We start from the raw sequence: 17,018 nt of genomic DNA, 5'->3' as shown, positions 1-17,018 counted from the left end.
ATGCTCAACAAAGGTCTAAGAGATAAAGAAAGTATCAGAATAGAGAATACTCTACGAACTTTGCATGCTTTAATTTTTGTCCCTAAATTTTGGAATGCAGAAGATACAGCTCTTATAGATGAGCAATTAAAAAGCTTTGGTTTAAGTTTACAAAGAACAATCGAAATACCAGAAGAAGAACTGATAATTCTGTTACAGCAATGCCACTTAGATTGGAATCAGCAGGAAGAATTTGCGGATATATTAATTGGTCTATCCCAAGAAAAACAATTTGATTTTTCAGGTAAGGCACTTGCCATTTACCAATATATTCAAAAGGAAAGCAAGGTTTTTTCATTTGGTATAAATACCAAAATTACTTCAGTTAAAAACAAGTAAAGATGAGTTTTACCGATTGGAAAACAGAAACGATAAACGATATTCTTCCTGAGGAATTTTATAACCTCATCGAAAAGAATAGCAATCATATTGGAAAAACTTTTCCGGTGACTTTGGCCAATTCTGATTCATTAAAAAAAGCAGAAGATTTTCTTGCTGTAAGCCTTGAAAAAGAAAAAAATAACGAAGGTTTTTATTTTTACGCAAGAGACATTAAAACCAATGCTTTAATTGGTTATTTGTGTGTAAAAACAATTGATTACCGCATTTCAAAATGTGAATTAGGTTATTTTGTTGACGAAGATTATCAAGGAAAAGGGATTACATCAAATATGGTTTTGAAAGCACTTGAATTTTGTTTCAACGAATTGAAGATGAACAAGGTTTTTATCTGTACTTCAGAAATTAATTTAGCAAGCCAACGAATTGCATTAAAACATAATTTTAAACAAGAAGGCATTTTGCGCGAAGAATTTAAAAGCAGCGACGGAACATTAGAAGATGTCGTTTATTTTGGCCTTCTCAAATCAGAATATTATAGCAATGAAAGATAAACTAAAAAAAAATTAATGTCTTCTTTTGATAAATTTTTAACTGTTATCTTAGACTTTAACTTTGAAAGATTGAAACCAATATATCAAGGTTTTATTGTAATGCTCTTTTTTTCAATATTTTTTTGTACCTGTTCATATTTTTCAAACGATGCAAAAATTTGTAAAGACGCGTACAAAGATATGTTTGATGAAAAATTTTCAGGATTAATTATAAAAAAACACTTAAATAAAGATAATAGAATGTCTCCCACTTTTAAACTAAAAGACTTCAGCGAAGTATTTGGTTATTCAACACTTTGGGAAAAAGCTGAAGTAGGCGATTCATTAGCAAAAAAAGCAAGTTCAAGATTTGTAAAAATTTTAAAAAAAGACACTACAATAGTATTAGATATGAATGTTGCATTCAGATATCATGATACTTTCCCAGAAAATAAAGAATAAAAACATGAAAGATAAATTTTACGCATACATACAAAAATTACAAGACCAGATTTGTGCCGGATTAGAAGCTGTTGACGGAACTACAAAATTCCGTGAAGACCTTTGGAAACGCCCTGAAGGCGGTGGGGGAAGAACGCGCGTAATTGAAAACGGAAATGTTTTCGAAAAAGGCGGTGTAAACATTTCTGCCGTTCACGGAAAATTACCGGAAGCCATGCAAAAAATGTTTGGCGTTGGCGAAGCTGATTTTTTTGCATGCGGATTAAGTTTGGTTTTGCATCCTAAAAACCCAATGGCTCCTACAGTTCATGCCAATTGGAGATATTTCGAGATGTACGACGAATCCGGAAAAGTAATCGAACAATGGTTTGGCGGCGGACAGGATTTAACGCCTTATTATTTATTTGAAGAAGATGCAAAACACTTTCATCAAACGTGTAAAACGGCTTGCGACAAACACAATCCCGAGTTTTATCCAAAATATAAAAAACAATGTGATGCTTATTTCTGGAATGCTCATAGAAACGAAGCCCGCGGAATTGGCGGATTGTTCTTTGATTATTGCAAAGCAAATGAGCAAATGTCAATGGAAGATTGGTACAACTTTGTAACCGAAGTTGCTAATAGTTTCCTTGAAGCGTATGTGCCAATTGTTGAAAGAAGAAAAAATCTGGAATATTCTCCAGAAAACAGAACATGGCAGGAAATTCGTCGTGGTCGTTATGTTGAATTTAACTTAGTTCATGACAAAGGCACTTTATTCGGATTAAAGACGAATGGAAGAATCGAAAGTATTTTGATGAGTTTGCCGCCTCATGTACAATGGGTTTACGATCATCATGCAGAAACCGGAAGTATCGAAGAGAAATTAGTTAATGTATTAGAAAATCCTATAGACTGGATTTAATACAATTACCCCAAATTTTTATTTACTGCATAAGAACTTCATTTTAAAATCGTAATTTAGAGATGTTTTTTTAATTACAATTTCAAAATGAGGTTAAATCTGGTTTATATAGTATTTTTTGGAAGTGTTTTTGGGTGTTTTGCCCAAAAAGATACGCTACAGAATCCTTATTTTAAATCTTACGATGATAAGGTTACAGCTAGTATTTATTATCTTGATACCTCTAACAATTTTGAGATTGGTTTTAATTCCGAAGGCCAAAAGAAATACGTGGACCTTAATCCGAACCGACGCGAACAATTAGGCGTTGGTTTAAGTTACAAATTTATTGATATCAGTTTTGGTTTTGCGCCAAAATTCTTTAGCGAAAACAAAGACAACTCAGACTCTAAACTTTTTAGTTTCAACACCCGTTTTTACTATAAAAAATGGATGCAGTCTTTTACTTATATCCACCAAAAAGGATTTTATATCAGTGAAGGTGCGGTAAACGTTTTTTTACCTAAAATGCATACGACAAAAATTGGCGGAACAACTTCATACATTTTCAACGATAATTTCTCTTATAAAACGTTGGTCAGTCAAAACGAATGGCAAACGAAGAGTTCCGGAAGTTTTATTCCGAGTTTTTCTTTTTATTACACTAATATTAATTTAAACACTGAACCGGATTCTTCAAACGGTGATATTTATGTTTTTTCACTGGCTCCCTCCTATTTTTACAATTTTGTGATCAGTGACCGCGTTTTAATTGGCGCCGGAATTGCTGTTGGAGCAGGAATTAATGATGTCGACGGAGATGTTTCGGCATTGTACCAATTAGACTTCAATTTAAAGCTTGCTTACAATAGAGATCGTTTCTTTGCTTTTGCGAGTTTAAACACGCTTAATTTCCTTCAAAACGAATCGGCAGAAGCCCGACTGAATGACAATATATCAACCTTGAAATTTAATATTGGATATCGATTTGATCCTCCAAACAAAGTGAAAGAAGTTTATGAGAAGGTAAATCAAAAAACTGGCTTGTAAATATTTAATTAATCTAATGCCGATAGTTATCGGAACTAAAACATAAATAATATGGAAAATAGAGAAAGATACATCGCACAATTACATCGTATGCACTCGGGGAAAGGTTTTATCGCTGCATTAGATCAAAGCGGCGGAAGTACTCCAAAAGCGTTAGCGCAATATGGCGTACAAGAAAGCAGTTATTCAAATGATGATGAAATGTACACTCTTGTGCATGAAATGAGAACCCGAATTATTAAAAGTCCTGCATTTGACCGTGAGTATATTTTGGGCGCTATTTTGTTTGAGAACACAATGGACCGCAAAATTGACGGAGAATGGACGGCTGATTATTTGTGGGAAAAGAAAAACATCGTTCCTTTTCTAAAAGTCGACAAAGGACTTGCCGATCTTGCAAATGGTGTTCAGTTGATGAAACCTATTGCTAATCTGGACGAATTGTTGACACGTGCTGTAGCAAGAAATGTTTTTGGTACCAAAATGCGTTCTGTTATCAAAGAAGCCAATGCAGCAGGAATTCGCGAAGTCGTTGAACAGCAATTTGCAGTAGGTTTGCAGGTTTTCGAAAAAGGACTTATTCCGATTATTGAACCTGAAGTGGATATTTATAGTGCTGATAAGGAAAAATCAGAAGAAATTCTAAGAGAAGAAATCATAAAACAACTTGCTTTGCTTGGTAAAGATGTAAAGGTGATGCTGAAATTGTCGATTCCAACTGTAAATGATTTTTACAAAGAACTCATGTCAGATCCTCATGTTGTACGTGTTGTGGCATTGTCTGGCGGATATGGCCAGGATGAAGCTAATTTTAAACTTTCGCAAAACCACGGATTAATTGCCAGTTTCTCCAGAGCATTGTCTGAAGGGCTTTTTGCTAATCAGTCTGATGATGAGTTTAACTCTAAACTGGATAAAACTATTAAAGAGATTTATACAGCTTCTATTACTTAAATTAATGATGAATCCCATAAAAAAATCCCCAAGATCTTCTCTTGGGGATTTTCGCTTTATACCTTTTTACAGATTATTTGCTTAATTCTTCAGCTAAATCCAAGGTTTGTAGAATAATATTTTTATCTGATTTTGCTGCGTTTAATTTAAACCCGAAAACCAATTTATTATCAATCAGCTTTTTAGGCGATTCAATTGTGATATCATTAAACTGCTGAGTTATTCTTTTTATTTTATTCAACTGAGTTTTTCTAGTTTCACCGGTACTGTTATAAACATTCGCTAATCCGGCAAGATTCAGTTTTCCGGAGATATAATTTTTCTTTAAGGCATTTTTTGCTTCTTTAGCAAAAGATCCTTTTCCTGTATTAAAATAATCAAGCGTATTCGCAACTACAACAACATCTTTGTCTTTTTTAATAAAAAGTGTGCCATATTCTTCAGTTCCGGCTATTTGATAATAGTCGCCTTTTTGAACTAATAATTTCTTGCGAACTCCCAACTGGATGAGTTTATCACCAAATGTAGGATGCGTAGACGTAAAAACGACTGAAAATAAAGGAATACTCTTTTTTATTTTTTGCTCGGTTACCGTTTCTTCATAATTTTCGTCATAACCGTACGATTTTGTTGTAACCTCAGCTTCTTTCATGTTATAGAAAAACATACTTAAATCCCCATCAAAAAGCGTTGCTGTGGCTTCTTCATCAATTATTGTCGAAATCAAATCAGTCACAAGGGTTATATCTTCTTTAAGGAGCTTTGGACTTTGAAATAATTCAGCCGTTAGTGACGGGAAATTTTCAATGACCGCTTTGCTATTGAGATGATATGACATATATCCCAATGGTTTTTCATCCGGAAAATAATTAAAGATGTTTTTATTTATTTTTCTATTCGTCATTTTTTCGACAATTGAAGCCATTGGTTGCGAATATTCAACTACTTCTTCGATACGTGCATTATCATTGTCAAAATAAAAATCAAGGTTTATTCCTTTTACCAGCTTCCCAAAATTATTTTGCATGGGTAGAAATTTGTTATAACTGCTAAGCTGCGATAAAGCGCCATAAGAAGAATTTAGAGTAGACATTGCCGAACTGTAATTTAACCATGACGAAATATCTGCCGCTGCATTTATTTTATCTGAATTTGGGGCAATAAAACCATTTTCGAATAATGATTTAATAAAAAGATGTTGTTGCTCTGCCTGCAAATAATCAAAATCTGCTTTGGCTTTCTCATAATCCGCATTAGACGTTCCGGTATACTCCTCTTCGTCTTCTTCTTCAGCATCATCGCTTTCTGTTACTTTTTTATCATTTGATTCTACTGATCCCACAGCAATTTCTTCATAAGGTTCGTCAACTGAGACAGAATCTACTGCAGTAGTATCCCATTTGTATCTGTCTGAGACATACTTTTTGGTAAATTCTACAATTACCAGATAATTATCGTTCCAGGCAAATGATATTTTTTGATCTTTTTTAGTATAAACAACATATTTACCGAAATCCTGAATTATGGGAGGTCCAACTGAATCTGTATGCTGATGAATAAAAAACTGTTTAACAGCTTCTTTATTTTTTATGGGAATAGTAACCTGATAATATGGGATACTATCTGTGAAGTTTCCGTGAATGGTTGACTTTTGATCTGTTTGAAAGAGGGATGCATATTGCGCCAAATCAAGATTGGATGGGCCGTCTTTGTATTTGCTTATAAGCGGATGATTCAGAATATCAGCAATATTTACTTTTTTAGAAAGCTGGTTTCCGTTAAACTGCACAAAATAATCGTATTGTTTTTGATTGGTTTGACCAAAAGTCAAATGCATGGCGAATAATAAAATGAAAGTATAAAACTTCTTCATAAATCAGAGTGTTAATTGGATTGTATTGTTCATTAATGCCGATTTTTTAAGCACACTGTACATGCTTTGCTTTAAAAATACGGTCTTTTTGTTTTGTGAAATTTTACTGTTCGGATTTTGCACGGACCGTACGTCTTTATCGAAAGTATAAATGGCAATAATATTAGCGGCTTCAAGATCTTGTTTTTTCTTAGGATCTTTTATCAGCTTTTCGGGAATTGGATACGAGGCAATTCTTTCGAAGTTTTTAGCAGTACTTGCAAAATGAATCTGATCGCTTTGATTGTTTATTGTATTGACAACGGCGTTGAGTGCTTTGATACTGGCATAATTGAGTTTGATGATGAAAACGTAATTTTCAAAATCAGTCTTTGTCGTCACGTTTGTAATACCGTCAATTTTTAAAGCTTTTACTTTGAAATCTTCGAGTTTTTTAGAAATTTCCTGTTCGTTCGGGATTTTTACACCATCGACTTCTTCAAGCCAAATCGCTGATTTTGTTTTGAACCACGATTTCGAAAAGTCAACCATCAGTGTATACTCGCCACTCTGATCATCGTGATGTTTGATTCGTTCTGTTATTTCGAAACAACTTGTCAAAAGTAAACAACAGCATAATGCGAGAATTTTCTTCATTGGGCAAATTTAATTCTATTTTTTAAAAACCATAGTAGAATCCACCTCAATTTAATTATTAAAAAATAAGATTTTTCCTGAATTTGCAAAGCTAGCGCGAAATTTAATATTTGCAAATTTTTAGATAATATTAACGGATTCTACTATTTGCTAATCGCCTTATTCTGTTGATTTTTCTTTAACTTTGCAACACTTATAAAAAAAGTAAAGAATCTTCAAAAAAAGAAAAAACAACAGCATTTTAGAAACAAAGATTAATCAATCTGTATTTAGGAAAAATCAGATTAATCTGAAGTCTAAAATCTAAAATCTAGAATTATGTTCCCATTACAAAGAAACCGCCGTTTAAGAACTAATGAATCTATTCGTTCTTTAGTTCGTGAAACAAGTTTGAGCCCACAAGATTTTATGCTTCCAATGTTTGTTGCCGAAGGAAAAGATGTAAAAGTCGCTATTCCGTCAATGCCGGGAATTTACAGACATTCCTTAGACAACACCATCAAAGAAGTAAAAGAAGCTTGGGATTTAGGAATCAAAGCGGTAAATATTTATGTAAAAGTAAGCGACAGTCTTAAAGATAATAAAGGTGTTGAAGCCTGGAATAAAGATGGTTTGATGCAACAGACTATTCGTGCTATTAAAGATGCTGTTCCGGAAATGATTGTTATGCCGGATGTAGCTTTAGATCCTTACTCGATTTATGGTCATGACGGAATTATCGAAAACGGTCAGTTAATTAATGATGCTACTGTTGATGCTTTGACCAGAATGAGTTTAAGTCATGCTCAAGCAGGAGCTGATTTTGTTGCGCCAAGTGATATGATGGACGGACGTGTTCTGGCGATCAGAAAAGCGCTGGAAGAAAACGGACATCACAATGTGGGAATCATGAGTTATAGTGCTAAATATGCTTCGGCATTTTATGGCCCTTTTCGTGATGCTTTAGATTCTGCTCCGGTAGATTCTCAAAATATCCCAAAAGATAAAAAGACATACCAAATGGATTATGCGAACCGAATTGAAGGAATTCGTGAAGCTTTATTAGATGTTGAAGAAGGTGCTGATATCGTTATGGTAAAACCGGGAATTGCTTATTTAGACATTGTTCGCGAGATAAAAGATACTGTTCATGTGCCTGTTGCAGTTTATCAGGTATCTGGTGAGTACGCTATGGTAAAGGCCGCAGCAGAAAGAGGATGGTTAGATCATGACAAAATCATGATAGAGCAACTGTATTGCATTAAGCGTGCAGGTGCCAGTATTATCTCTACTTATTTTGCTAAGGAAGCTGCTTTACTTTTAAATAAATAATCATGAAAAAAGTATTATTCTTATCCGCTGTTTTAGCTTTGGCTTCTTGTAAAAAAGAAGCAACAGAGCATCCTGTTGAAAATGGAACAGAAAATTATACTGAAGGACATTCGGCAGAAGCCAAAACTCCGGAAGCCTTAGGAAAACAAATTTTTGAAGGACAAGGAAATTGCGCTTCATGTCATCAGGCTGATCAAAAAGTAATTGGCCCAAGTATTAAGGAAATTGCTAAAATTTATAAAGACAAAAAAGGTGATATTGTAACTTTCCTGAAAGGAAATGCAGATCCAATCGTTGATCCGGATCAATTTGCAGTTATGAAAACTAATTTCCCTATCACGAAAGCCATGTCTGATGAAGAGCTAAAAGCAATTGAATCGTATATCTACAGTCATTTAAACTAATTTTGTAATTCCTGCTGACATACTGTTGTCATTGGATCATTTTAAATTTGCGGCTTAACCAAAATGAAGTAAAATGAAAATTCAAAAATTCAGTGTAATTGGTATTTCGGTAAGAACTACAAATGAAAACGGTAAATCAGCAGAAGATATTCCTGCGCTTTGGAACAAATTTATCACTGAAGAAATTCAGTATAAAATTCCGGGTAAAATTTCAGAAGAGCTCTTTTGCATTTATACAGATTATGAAAAAGATCACACCCAGCCATACACCACTATTTTAGGATGTAAAGTTGAAAGTTTAGATTTCATACCTGAAAACATGATTGGCAAAACAATTGAGTCAGCAGAATATGAAGAACTTATTGCTAAAGGAAATTTGTCTGAAGGAGTTGTTTATAATAAATGGCTCGAAATCTGGAACTCAGATTTAGATCGCAGTTTTACAGCAGATTTTGAAGTTTACGGAGAGAAAACCCAAGACCCAAAAAATGCAGAAGTTGCTATTTATATCGCAATTCAATAACACATAAAAACGAAAACGGCGCTAAAATTAGCGCCGTTTTTTTATGGTTTGATATTACCAGATTTTAACTCTCTTATCAGGTTCAACATACATTGCATCTCCTTTTTTGATTCCAAAAGCTTGATAAAAAGCATCTACGTTCTGGATTGGCACAACTGCTCTGTACATTCCAGGTGAATGCGGATCCGTTTTAACCTGGCTTTTTATAGCCTCATCTCTTGATTTAGTTCTCCAGACAGTAGCCCACGAAATAAAGAAGCGTTGTTCCGGCGTAAATCCGTCGATTAATCCCGGATTACCATTTGCTTTCAAATACAACTGTAATCCATCGTAAGCAGCGTTAATTCCACCTAAATCACCAATGTTTTCCCCTAAAGTAAATTTACCATCTACGTGTATTCCAGGCAAAGGCTCCAAAGCACTATATTGATCAGCAAGTTTAGTACCAAGCGTTGTAAATTGTTTCAAATCATCAGCAGTCCACCAGTCAACAAGATTTCCATCAGCATTGTAGCGTGCACCAGAATCATCAAATCCGTGAGAAATCTCATGTCCGATTACAGCTCCAATTCCACCATAATTAACCGCTTCGTCAGCTTGATAATTGTAGAAAGGAGGTTGTAGAATTGCTGCCGGGAAAACAATCTCGTTATAAGACGGATTGAAATAAGCATTTACAGTTTGTGGAGACATTCCCCATTCTGTTTTATCAACCGGCTTGCCCAATTTAGCAAGATTTTCGGCATAAGCCCATTTTGAGATATTCTTAGAATTCTCAAAATAAGTTCCACCTTCGTTAACATTTTTAAGTTCTAGTTTAGAATAATCTTTCCATTTATCAGGATATCCAATTTTAATGGTCAGTTTCTTCAATTTTTCAATTGCTTTTACTTTAGTCTCTGCAGACATCCAAGGCAATGCATTGATTCTGTTTTCGTAAGCTAACATTACATTAGCGATCATATTTTTTGCTTTGTCTTTTGCTTCAGCAGGAAATAATTTCTCTACGTACAATTTTCCTAAAGCTTCTCCGGTTGGACCGTTGATTACCTGCAAGGCTACTTCTTCACGAGGACGTTGTTTTAACGCTCCTGTTAATGTTTTTCCGTAGAAATCGAAATTAGCATTTTCGATATCAGTAGTCAAAGTTGAAGCCGTTCTGTTCAATATAGACCATTTCAAATACTCTTTCCATGCTTGTACTTTCTTTTCAGAAAATGTTTTTTCTAAAGCAATCATATAACGTGGCTGCGCTACATTTACGGTATCTAATTTTGTCATTCCGATTCCGGCGAAATATTTATCCCATTGAATCGAAGGTGTATTCTTTTTTAAATCAGCAACAGCAGTTGGATTATATTGTTTTCTACGGTCTCTGCGTTCAACACGATCCAATCTTGGAGCAGACAATTCAACTTCAAGCGCTAAGATTTGTTTAGCACTTTCTTTTGCTTTTGCCGGAGATTCTCCAATAAACTGTAACATTCTTGCAACGTGTACTTCGTATTTTTCACGTTTTTCTTTTGAGTCTTTATCATCAGCGTTGTAGTAATCTTTGTCTGACAATCCTAAACCTCCAGGGGTTACATTTACAGAGTTTTTATTACTGTTTTTTGCATCAGCACCAACATAAACACCAAAGAAACCAATACCGCCCTGAGGCTGCATTTCGACAAAGAAATTTTGAAGATCGGTAACATTTTTAATCGCATCAATTTTCTTCAAATACGGCTGAAGTTCTGTAATACCTCTTTTGTTACGCCCTACAGTATCCATAATCGTATTGAACAAAGCAATTGCTTTACCCTGGTCTGTATTCGACTTGTACTTAGGATCTTTTGATGCTTCTTTTAAGATGGCAAGTGCATCATTATCTGTCTTCTGACGTAGTTCATTAAAACTTCCCCAGGAATTTCTGTCACTTGGAATTTCGGTTTTGTCTAACCAAGCTCCATTTACATAACGGAAAAAATCCTGTCCCGGACTTACTTTCGTATCCATATTAGCAAGATTAATACCCGGTTCTTTTGGTTTTGCATTTTGTGCTTCGATTGTTACGCAACAAAGCATTGCTGAAAATGCACAAAACATAGATTTGTTAAGCTGTTTTATCATTTTTATTTATAGTATTAGTATATATACAAACATATTGTTATTATTTTGAATTCTATGTTAAAATTCCTCACTAATTAATTTCGTGATTTCTGAGATAATTTATAGTCTGTAATTAAAAAAAAAGTAAATCTATAGGCCCTAAATTAAAATAAACAATACCACTACAACCAAAAAAGGTCGAAAAGTCCAATAAAATAAGGCTCTCACAGTAATGTGGGAGTTTTTTTTGTGAATAATTCAAATGTACATTTGTTACCATTAAGTATCATTTAAGTATCATTTAAAAGTGATTTAAAAAGCCATTACAGCTACGAAGTATCATTTAGCACTAATAGACTGTAAACAACGGTAAAACTGCCGTAATAACCCGTTTTTAAGAAGTGAAAAAATCAGTTTTAAGAGGTGTTTAAAATAAATATTTGTTTATGTCAAAAAATGTAATTTTTAGTAATGCGTAGCCCAATGGGTAGCCTAATGGGTAGCCTAATTTTTGTATTAAATTTTATCGAAGAGTACCCCGTAATGTCAAATTATCACCTTAAATTAATAAAAAAAGGCTTGTAGCATACCCCGTAATGCACTAAAAAACAACTAAACAAAACTCAAAAGACTGATATATAGCTAATTACGTTTTAGTACATCGAATTTATTCTAACGCTAGCCTTAATTAGTGCCAACCCCTTAATGTTTCTGATATGAAACTCCGTTGGTTGATGATGTCTATTTTCAGAAACAAGCTTAACAAATTCAAGACCCTGGTCTGATCGATGTAACCACTTAATCATAACGAATTCGTCTCCATAGTCATTAATTATAGAAACAAGGTACATTTCGCCCCAAAATATAGCGTCTAAGGCGTTTTCTACTTTTTTATACATAATAATATCGCCAGACTTTAATAATGGATACATACTATCACCACTGACATATATGGCGCCGTCACATTTTGGCAAATTTGGAATTGTGATATGATCAATTGGCTTTTGGCCACTCTGATTACTGAATAGAGCAACTACTGATGCAGATGCTTGTATATCATAAAGAGGGATCGATTGCTTTTCAATTATTTTATCGGTTTTCATTTGAAAAACATTTGAAGCAGGTAGACCTGAATTTTCTTCAAGATTTTCTTTAATTTTTTCTAAAGTTGGAGAATTATTTGTCATTTCACCAGTTCCCAATAAAAACCAGATCGGACTTAAATCTGGACAATTTTCTATTATTTTAGTAAATATACTTTCGCCTAAATCTGCGCTTCTGTTCAATTGCTTACTCAAATACCCATTTGAAAGGCCTATTTGCTTCTCAAAAGGCCCCGGCTTAACTCCTTTATAATCAATGTATTGGTACAGTCTGTCAATTGCTTTCATGTTAAAAATAGAAAAAAGGTTATTTCTTTGTTGTAAAATAGAAAATTGGTTATATATTTGTTCCTTTTAAAGGAACAAACTAAACTATGGACAAACATACAAAAACGAAGAGTAACCACAATACGGAAATCCTTAATCGCATTAAAGAAAAATATGGATTCTCTCTACGCTTTATCAGAATGAGCTTAGCAGGAAACCGAAAAAGTGAAATGAGTGATATGGTTAAAAAGGATTATGAAATTATGCACAATGCTGTAACCAAACTTTTAAAAACTCTCTGATTTGGAAACGCCATATGAATATCACGATAAGAAACTAGGTGTGAAGATCAAATACTTAGTTTATGATCGTTTCGAACGATGCTTTCACGCTGATAGCTTAAAACTTATAAGTTACAACGCATTGTACAAACGACTTAATTCGAAAAAAAGTACTGAAACTGAATTGCGCCGTGCTTCATTAGGCTGTGATGCTCTTATTCTTCATTCGTCAATAGCTCAGGACTGGAAAGATCAGTTAGCTGTGAAGTTTGGAAAACCGAACGAGGAAATAAAAAAAAGTTGGTTTGCCCAACATTACATAGCAGATCGGGAAGCATATAATTTTTATATAGACTACCAGTACGGTGAAAATGTAAAACTTGATCCAGCAGTAATTCAAAAATATGTCTATCAAGCCTCAGTTTTAAATACTGTTTTACTAATGAAAAATAATCGCAAGCAATATTTAAAAGCCCTTGGTTGTACAACAGTGGATATATGGGAAAGTTTAAGTCGTGATGTAAATGCTTTCAGAGAAGTAGATCACAAGTTACCCACTACAAAAAGTTCTTTGAGATTTAAGGCAAATAAGTATGCAAAGGAAGGTTACGCCGGCATAATTTCAGATAAGTTCGGAACGCAAAATGCTTTGAAGGTGACTTCTAAAATTGAAAACTTGATTTTGAGTTTGTATTGTTTACCAAATAAACCTTACGTAGAAACGGTTCACGAAATGTACGAAGAGTTCTTAAACGGAGAAATTGACGTTTTTGACATTAAGACAGGTGAACTTTTTAATAAAAATGATTTTTTCAAAAGAGGAAAACCAGTAGAGTTAACTGTTGCGACTGTTTGGAACTACATCACAGCGCCACATAATGATGTCATTGTAAAAAAGGCAAGAAATGGAGCTTACGACTTTAATCACAAGATACGCCCGCACGTTACTCGTACACCGCCTGTCTATTCAATGAGTAAAATTTCACTCGATGACCGTGATATTATGCATACAAAATTACACGATGGTTCAAAAGTTATGGCGTACTATGCTTTTGATGTTATGAGTGGTGCAATGATCGGAATTGCACATTCAAAATCTAAAAATCACGAGTTGTATATAGATTGTCTTCGTTCAATGTTTCGTTTTACAACTTCTAAAGGCTTAGGAGTTCCAATGCAAATGGAAGTAGAACAACATTTAGTGTCCGACTACAAAGATGGTTTAATGAAAGCAGGAAATTTATTTCCATTCGTTCGTTGGTGTAATGCTACCAATTCCCAAGAAAAAGGAGCTGAACATCTGATTGGAATGAAAAAATATGGTGTTGAAAAAGACAATAATCAAAACGTGGGTCGCCATTATAGCCGTAGAGATAGTAATAGAACGACTATTCAAAAGATTTTCGACGAACACAATGACACCTACAAGGAAGCCAAAGCAAGTTTTGAGCAAATTGTCGCCAATGAGTTGCAGGAACAAATTGCGTATAACAACGAGCTTCATTCCAACCAAAAAAAGTACAAAGGTCAGACTAGATTACAGGTTTTCTTAAACAACATCAATCCTGATTTACCGAAACTAGATTTAGCACAATTGACTAGATACATTGGAAATCATAGAGAAACGACAATTAGGCGTAACCAATATGTAACCATTCAGTATGAGAAATATCAGTTATCAAGCCCGCAAATAATTAGAAAATTGGCTCCTAATAATTACGAAGTCGATGCCTACTATTTGCCAAATGATAAAAACGAAATTGAATCGGTTTACATCTATCAAAATGGTTTGTTTATCTGCGAATGTGAGCCAAAACCAACATTTAATACAGCTAATTCTGAATGGACAGATAATGATAAAATAGGATATGAAAACGCTACAAAATACATCAGTCAATTTGATAAAATGGTTAAGGAAGACAGTCAAAAACTTCAAAAAGTATCGATTATTCGAAATAACAAACCAATAATCGACATCACACCCGAAGTGGTTCCTAAACAATTTCCAGAGCCTGAATACAAATACGAATATGTAAACACACACACTGAACGCTCCCGAGCAATTAACGATTTATAAAACTACAAATTATGCTAACTACAGAAGTAAAAAACAAGATTATCGTTCAAATGAATTCACACCGTACCAACTACACTAGCGACAACAAACACGCCATCGTTTTAGGTATAAACAATGCTCAATACTCAAGGATAAAAAATGGCGAATTGACGAAAGTTATTTCGGAACCAAAATGGATTTCATTAGCTCGAATTTTGGGTGTTGAATTAAAAGAAAATCGCCAATGGGAAACCGTTAAAACGGAAACTTTCAACTACATCACTACACAGTTAGAAAGTTGTCAAAATCGCTCTATATCTGCCATCTTTTGTGATATAGCAGGTATTGGTAAAAGCCATACAGCAAAGTACTATGTAGAGAATAATCAAAACGCAGTTTATATCGATTGTTCCCAGGTAAAATCTAAACAAAAACTTATAAGAAAAATCGCTAGAGAATTTGGAGTAGATCATTCTGGACGTTACGCCGATGTTTACGAAGATTTGGTTTTCTATATCCAAACCATCGCCACACCATTGATCATCCTTGACGAAGCGGGAGATTTAGATTATAGTGCCTTTTTAGAACTGAAAGCACTTTGGAACGCAACCGAGTACCTATGCGGTTGGTATATGATGGGAGCCGATGGGTTGGAGCAAAAGATTACTCGCCAGAAGGATTTGAAAAAGGTGGGGTACACAGAAATTTTTGACCGTTACGGAAATGGTTATAAAAAAGTAACTCCAAACGGGAAGGATGCTTTACTAGAATTCAATATGCAACAAATCGCATTAGTATCAAAAGCCAATCATTCCAATGTATCGCCTACGGTTATGTATAGTAAGACTTTGGGATCATTAAGAAAAGTAAGAGTAGAAATTGAAAAACAACAACTAGCTGCGTAGATGAAAAAAGCCCTAACCGTTGCCAATGTCATCAATCAACAAGTAACGCTCATTGACTTTTCAACTATTGCTCCAGCGCTTTATCAGTGTTTTGGTAATCCCCAAAATAAAGGAATTTGGTTTGTTTGGGGCGGTTCCGGAAGTGGTAAGAGTAGTTTGCTACTCGATATTACAAAGGCCTTTTGTTTAAGTGGATTAAAAGCGATTCACAACGAACGTGAGGAAGATCTGGACGATGTAGATTTTATTGAAAGATTGAAAATGAAGAATATGCAGGACGTTAAAGATCATTTTGTGACAGCTAATTATAATTACGAGGAAATGTGTAAGTATCTCGATAGTAGAAATAGTCCAAAAGTAGTTGTCATTAACTCTGCTACCTACTTCTTTGAAAATTTGACTCAGTACTTCGAATTTGCCAATAAATATAAACGAAGGAAGATTTTAATTATTTCGGGTATGGCGAAAGCTAATAATCCATATACCGAAATGGAAACAAAAATAATGTACGATGCTAATAAAAAAGCGTTTTGTTCAGCCTATAACGCTTCATGCAAAGGTCGCACAATAGGGCCTAATGGAGGAACTTACATTATTTGGAAAGAAGGGTACGAAAAAGCAAGAGGAACAATAAACGAAAAAAACTAAGGTATGAAAACAAATATACTAGAATCAGCAGCAGATTATTTAATGAGCCAATTAAAGGTATGTGAAACCAAGGAAGATCTAATTCTTGCTTTTTGGTTTTACTGGGTCGAAAGTGTTACAACCAATTCAATCGAATTTGCAAAAGTAGTTGCATGTGCACCCGTCAATAAGTGGTTCATGCAAGAACTAAAAAAAGATGAAAGCGACTTTAGAGATTTTATTTCGAATTATCCTGACACCAAAGGAAACGATAAAGACTGGCTCTACTGCAAATGTATCAGCAAATTGATGTCCAGATTTCCAAAGGTATTACTATACGAAGCAAAAAAACGAGAGCAAAAACAAATCTTTAGAACATCAATGTCTATTACAAAATTAAACTAGCCTATGAGAAGCTATTTACCTAACAATCGCCATATAATTTTAGACCTCGTTTTACAGTACGATACGACAAAAAAGGAAATCGGCAAAGCAGGGTTCTTCACAGAAACACAACGCTTCTCAATCAATCAGGAACGTGCAAGAATAATGAGTGGCGATCATAGTTTCACACAAAATGAAGCACTCGAAACACAAATAGCCTTAGTCATTTTAAAAATACGCTCAGGCTCATGGAGACCAGAAAAACCAATTCAATATCAATAACACTAAATC

At 34.4% G+C, this 17,018-nt stretch carries 19 protein-coding genes; 15 read left to right on the top strand and 4 right to left on the bottom strand.

Annotated elements, in window-relative coordinates; all coding sequences use genetic code 11:
• The 6 genes from NJT12_RS00300 (at position 1) to NJT12_RS00275 (ending at position 4,263) form a co-directional block, all read left to right on the top strand.
• On the top strand, positions 1 to 378 hold the full coding sequence (locus tag NJT12_RS00300) for a hypothetical protein (protein WP_271333927.1): 378 nt from the start codon (positions 1 to 3) through the stop codon (positions 376 to 378).
• A gap of 2 nt (positions 379 to 380) precedes the next feature.
• On the top strand, positions 381 to 932 hold the full coding sequence (locus NJT12_RS00295) for a GNAT family N-acetyltransferase (RefSeq protein ID WP_271333926.1): 552 nt from the start codon (positions 381 to 383) through the stop codon (positions 930 to 932).
• Positions 933 to 947: 15 nt separating this feature from the next.
• Entirely contained in the window at positions 948 to 1,373 is a 426-nt protein-coding gene (locus NJT12_RS00290; protein ID WP_271333925.1) for a hypothetical protein, read from the top strand.
• 4 nt (positions 1,374 to 1,377) lie between these two features.
• Positions 1,378 to 2,280 carry an oxygen-dependent coproporphyrinogen oxidase gene (hemF, locus tag NJT12_RS00285; RefSeq protein WP_271333924.1) on the top strand — a complete coding sequence of 301 codons (903 nt, stop codon included), beginning with the start codon at positions 1,378 to 1,380 and terminating at the stop codon, positions 2,278 to 2,280.
• An 87-nt stretch (positions 2,281 to 2,367) separates the two neighbouring features.
• A complete protein-coding gene (locus tag NJT12_RS00280; RefSeq protein ID WP_271333923.1) occupies positions 2,368 to 3,309 on the top strand; it encodes a DUF4421 family protein in 942 nt (313 codons plus the stop codon).
• 51 nt (positions 3,310 to 3,360) lie between these two features.
• Entirely contained in the window at positions 3,361 to 4,263 is a 903-nt protein-coding gene (locus NJT12_RS00275; RefSeq protein ID WP_271333922.1) for a fructose bisphosphate aldolase, read from the top strand.
• A gap of 73 nt (positions 4,264 to 4,336) precedes the next feature.
• Here the strand turns inward: NJT12_RS00275 and NJT12_RS00270 are convergent, their stop codons facing one another.
• Together NJT12_RS00270 and NJT12_RS00265 are read right to left on the bottom strand one after the other, a co-directional pair.
• Positions 4,337 to 6,136 (bottom strand): hypothetical protein, encoded by a 1,800-nt coding sequence (locus NJT12_RS00270; RefSeq protein ID WP_271333921.1) that lies wholly within the window; start codon positions 6,134 to 6,136, stop codon positions 4,337 to 4,339.
• Positions 6,137 to 6,139: 3 nt separating this feature from the next.
• A complete protein-coding gene (locus NJT12_RS00265; protein WP_271333920.1) occupies positions 6,140 to 6,772 on the bottom strand; it encodes a hypothetical protein in 633 nt (210 codons plus the stop codon).
• Positions 6,773 to 7,090: 318 nt separating this feature from the next.
• Here NJT12_RS00265 and hemB point away from each other — a divergent pair, with 318 nt between their 5' ends.
• The 3 genes from hemB (at position 7,091) to NJT12_RS00250 (ending at position 9,010) form a co-directional block, all read left to right on the top strand.
• The gene (gene hemB / locus NJT12_RS00260) at positions 7,091 to 8,083 is read left to right on the top strand and encodes a porphobilinogen synthase (protein ID WP_271333919.1); all 993 of its coding nucleotides are present in this window, start codon (positions 7,091 to 7,093) and stop codon (positions 8,081 to 8,083) included.
• A gap of 2 nt (positions 8,084 to 8,085) precedes the next feature.
• Positions 8,086 to 8,487 (top strand): c-type cytochrome, encoded by a 402-nt coding sequence (locus tag NJT12_RS00255; RefSeq protein ID WP_271333918.1) that lies wholly within the window; start codon positions 8,086 to 8,088, stop codon positions 8,485 to 8,487.
• Between the two features lie 73 nt (positions 8,488 to 8,560).
• The gene (locus NJT12_RS00250; protein WP_271333917.1) at positions 8,561 to 9,010 is read left to right on the top strand and encodes a GyrI-like domain-containing protein; all 450 of its coding nucleotides are present in this window, start codon (positions 8,561 to 8,563) and stop codon (positions 9,008 to 9,010) included.
• Between the two features lie 54 nt (positions 9,011 to 9,064).
• On the opposite strand, the gene NJT12_RS00245 is transcribed toward NJT12_RS00250, so the two are convergent.
• Entirely contained in the window at positions 9,065 to 11,125 is a 2,061-nt protein-coding gene (locus NJT12_RS00245; RefSeq protein ID WP_271333916.1) for a M13 family metallopeptidase, read from the bottom strand.
• 632 nt (positions 11,126 to 11,757) lie between these two features.
• Positions 11,758 to 12,495, bottom strand: coding sequence for a S24 family peptidase (locus NJT12_RS00240; protein WP_271333915.1), 738 nt, complete (start codon positions 12,493 to 12,495; stop codon positions 11,758 to 11,760).
• Positions 12,496 to 12,581: 86 nt separating this feature from the next.
• On the opposite strand from NJT12_RS00240, the gene NJT12_RS00235 reads away from it, so the two are divergent.
• The 6 genes from NJT12_RS00235 to NJT12_RS00210 are packed head-to-tail and all read left to right on the top strand — an operon-like array spanning position 12,582 to position 17,009.
• A complete protein-coding gene (locus NJT12_RS00235; protein WP_271333914.1) occupies positions 12,582 to 12,776 on the top strand; it encodes a hypothetical protein in 195 nt (64 codons plus the stop codon).
• A 1-nt stretch (position 12,777) separates the two neighbouring features.
• On the top strand, positions 12,778 to 14,832 hold the full coding sequence (locus tag NJT12_RS00230; RefSeq protein ID WP_271333913.1) for a hypothetical protein: 2,055 nt from the start codon (positions 12,778 to 12,780) through the stop codon (positions 14,830 to 14,832).
• An 11-nt stretch (positions 14,833 to 14,843) separates the two neighbouring features.
• Positions 14,844 to 15,716, top strand: a complete 873-nt coding sequence (locus NJT12_RS00225) for an AAA family ATPase (RefSeq protein WP_271333912.1) — start codon at positions 14,844 to 14,846, stop codon at positions 15,714 to 15,716.
• On the top strand, positions 15,717 to 16,364 hold the full coding sequence (locus NJT12_RS00220; RefSeq protein ID WP_271333911.1) for a hypothetical protein: 648 nt from the start codon (positions 15,717 to 15,719) through the stop codon (positions 16,362 to 16,364).
• A gap of 3 nt (positions 16,365 to 16,367) precedes the next feature.
• Complete coding sequence (locus NJT12_RS00215; RefSeq protein ID WP_271333910.1) at positions 16,368 to 16,748, top strand: hypothetical protein; 381 nt, start codon at positions 16,368 to 16,370, stop codon at positions 16,746 to 16,748.
• A 3-nt stretch (positions 16,749 to 16,751) separates the two neighbouring features.
• Positions 16,752 to 17,009 carry a hypothetical protein gene (locus NJT12_RS00210; RefSeq protein ID WP_271333909.1) on the top strand — a complete coding sequence of 86 codons (258 nt, stop codon included), beginning with the start codon at positions 16,752 to 16,754 and terminating at the stop codon, positions 17,007 to 17,009.
• The last annotated feature ends 9 nt before the right edge of the window (positions 17,010 to 17,018 follow it).

Origin of the sequence: Flavobacterium azizsancarii (assembly GCF_027980145.1) — a bacterium.
In the GTDB taxonomy this organism is placed as follows: Bacteria; Bacteroidota; Bacteroidia; order Flavobacteriales; family Flavobacteriaceae; genus Flavobacterium; species Flavobacterium azizsancarii.
Note: the sequence above shows the minus strand (reverse complement) of the source record. Positions and strands in the feature narration are given on the sequence as shown.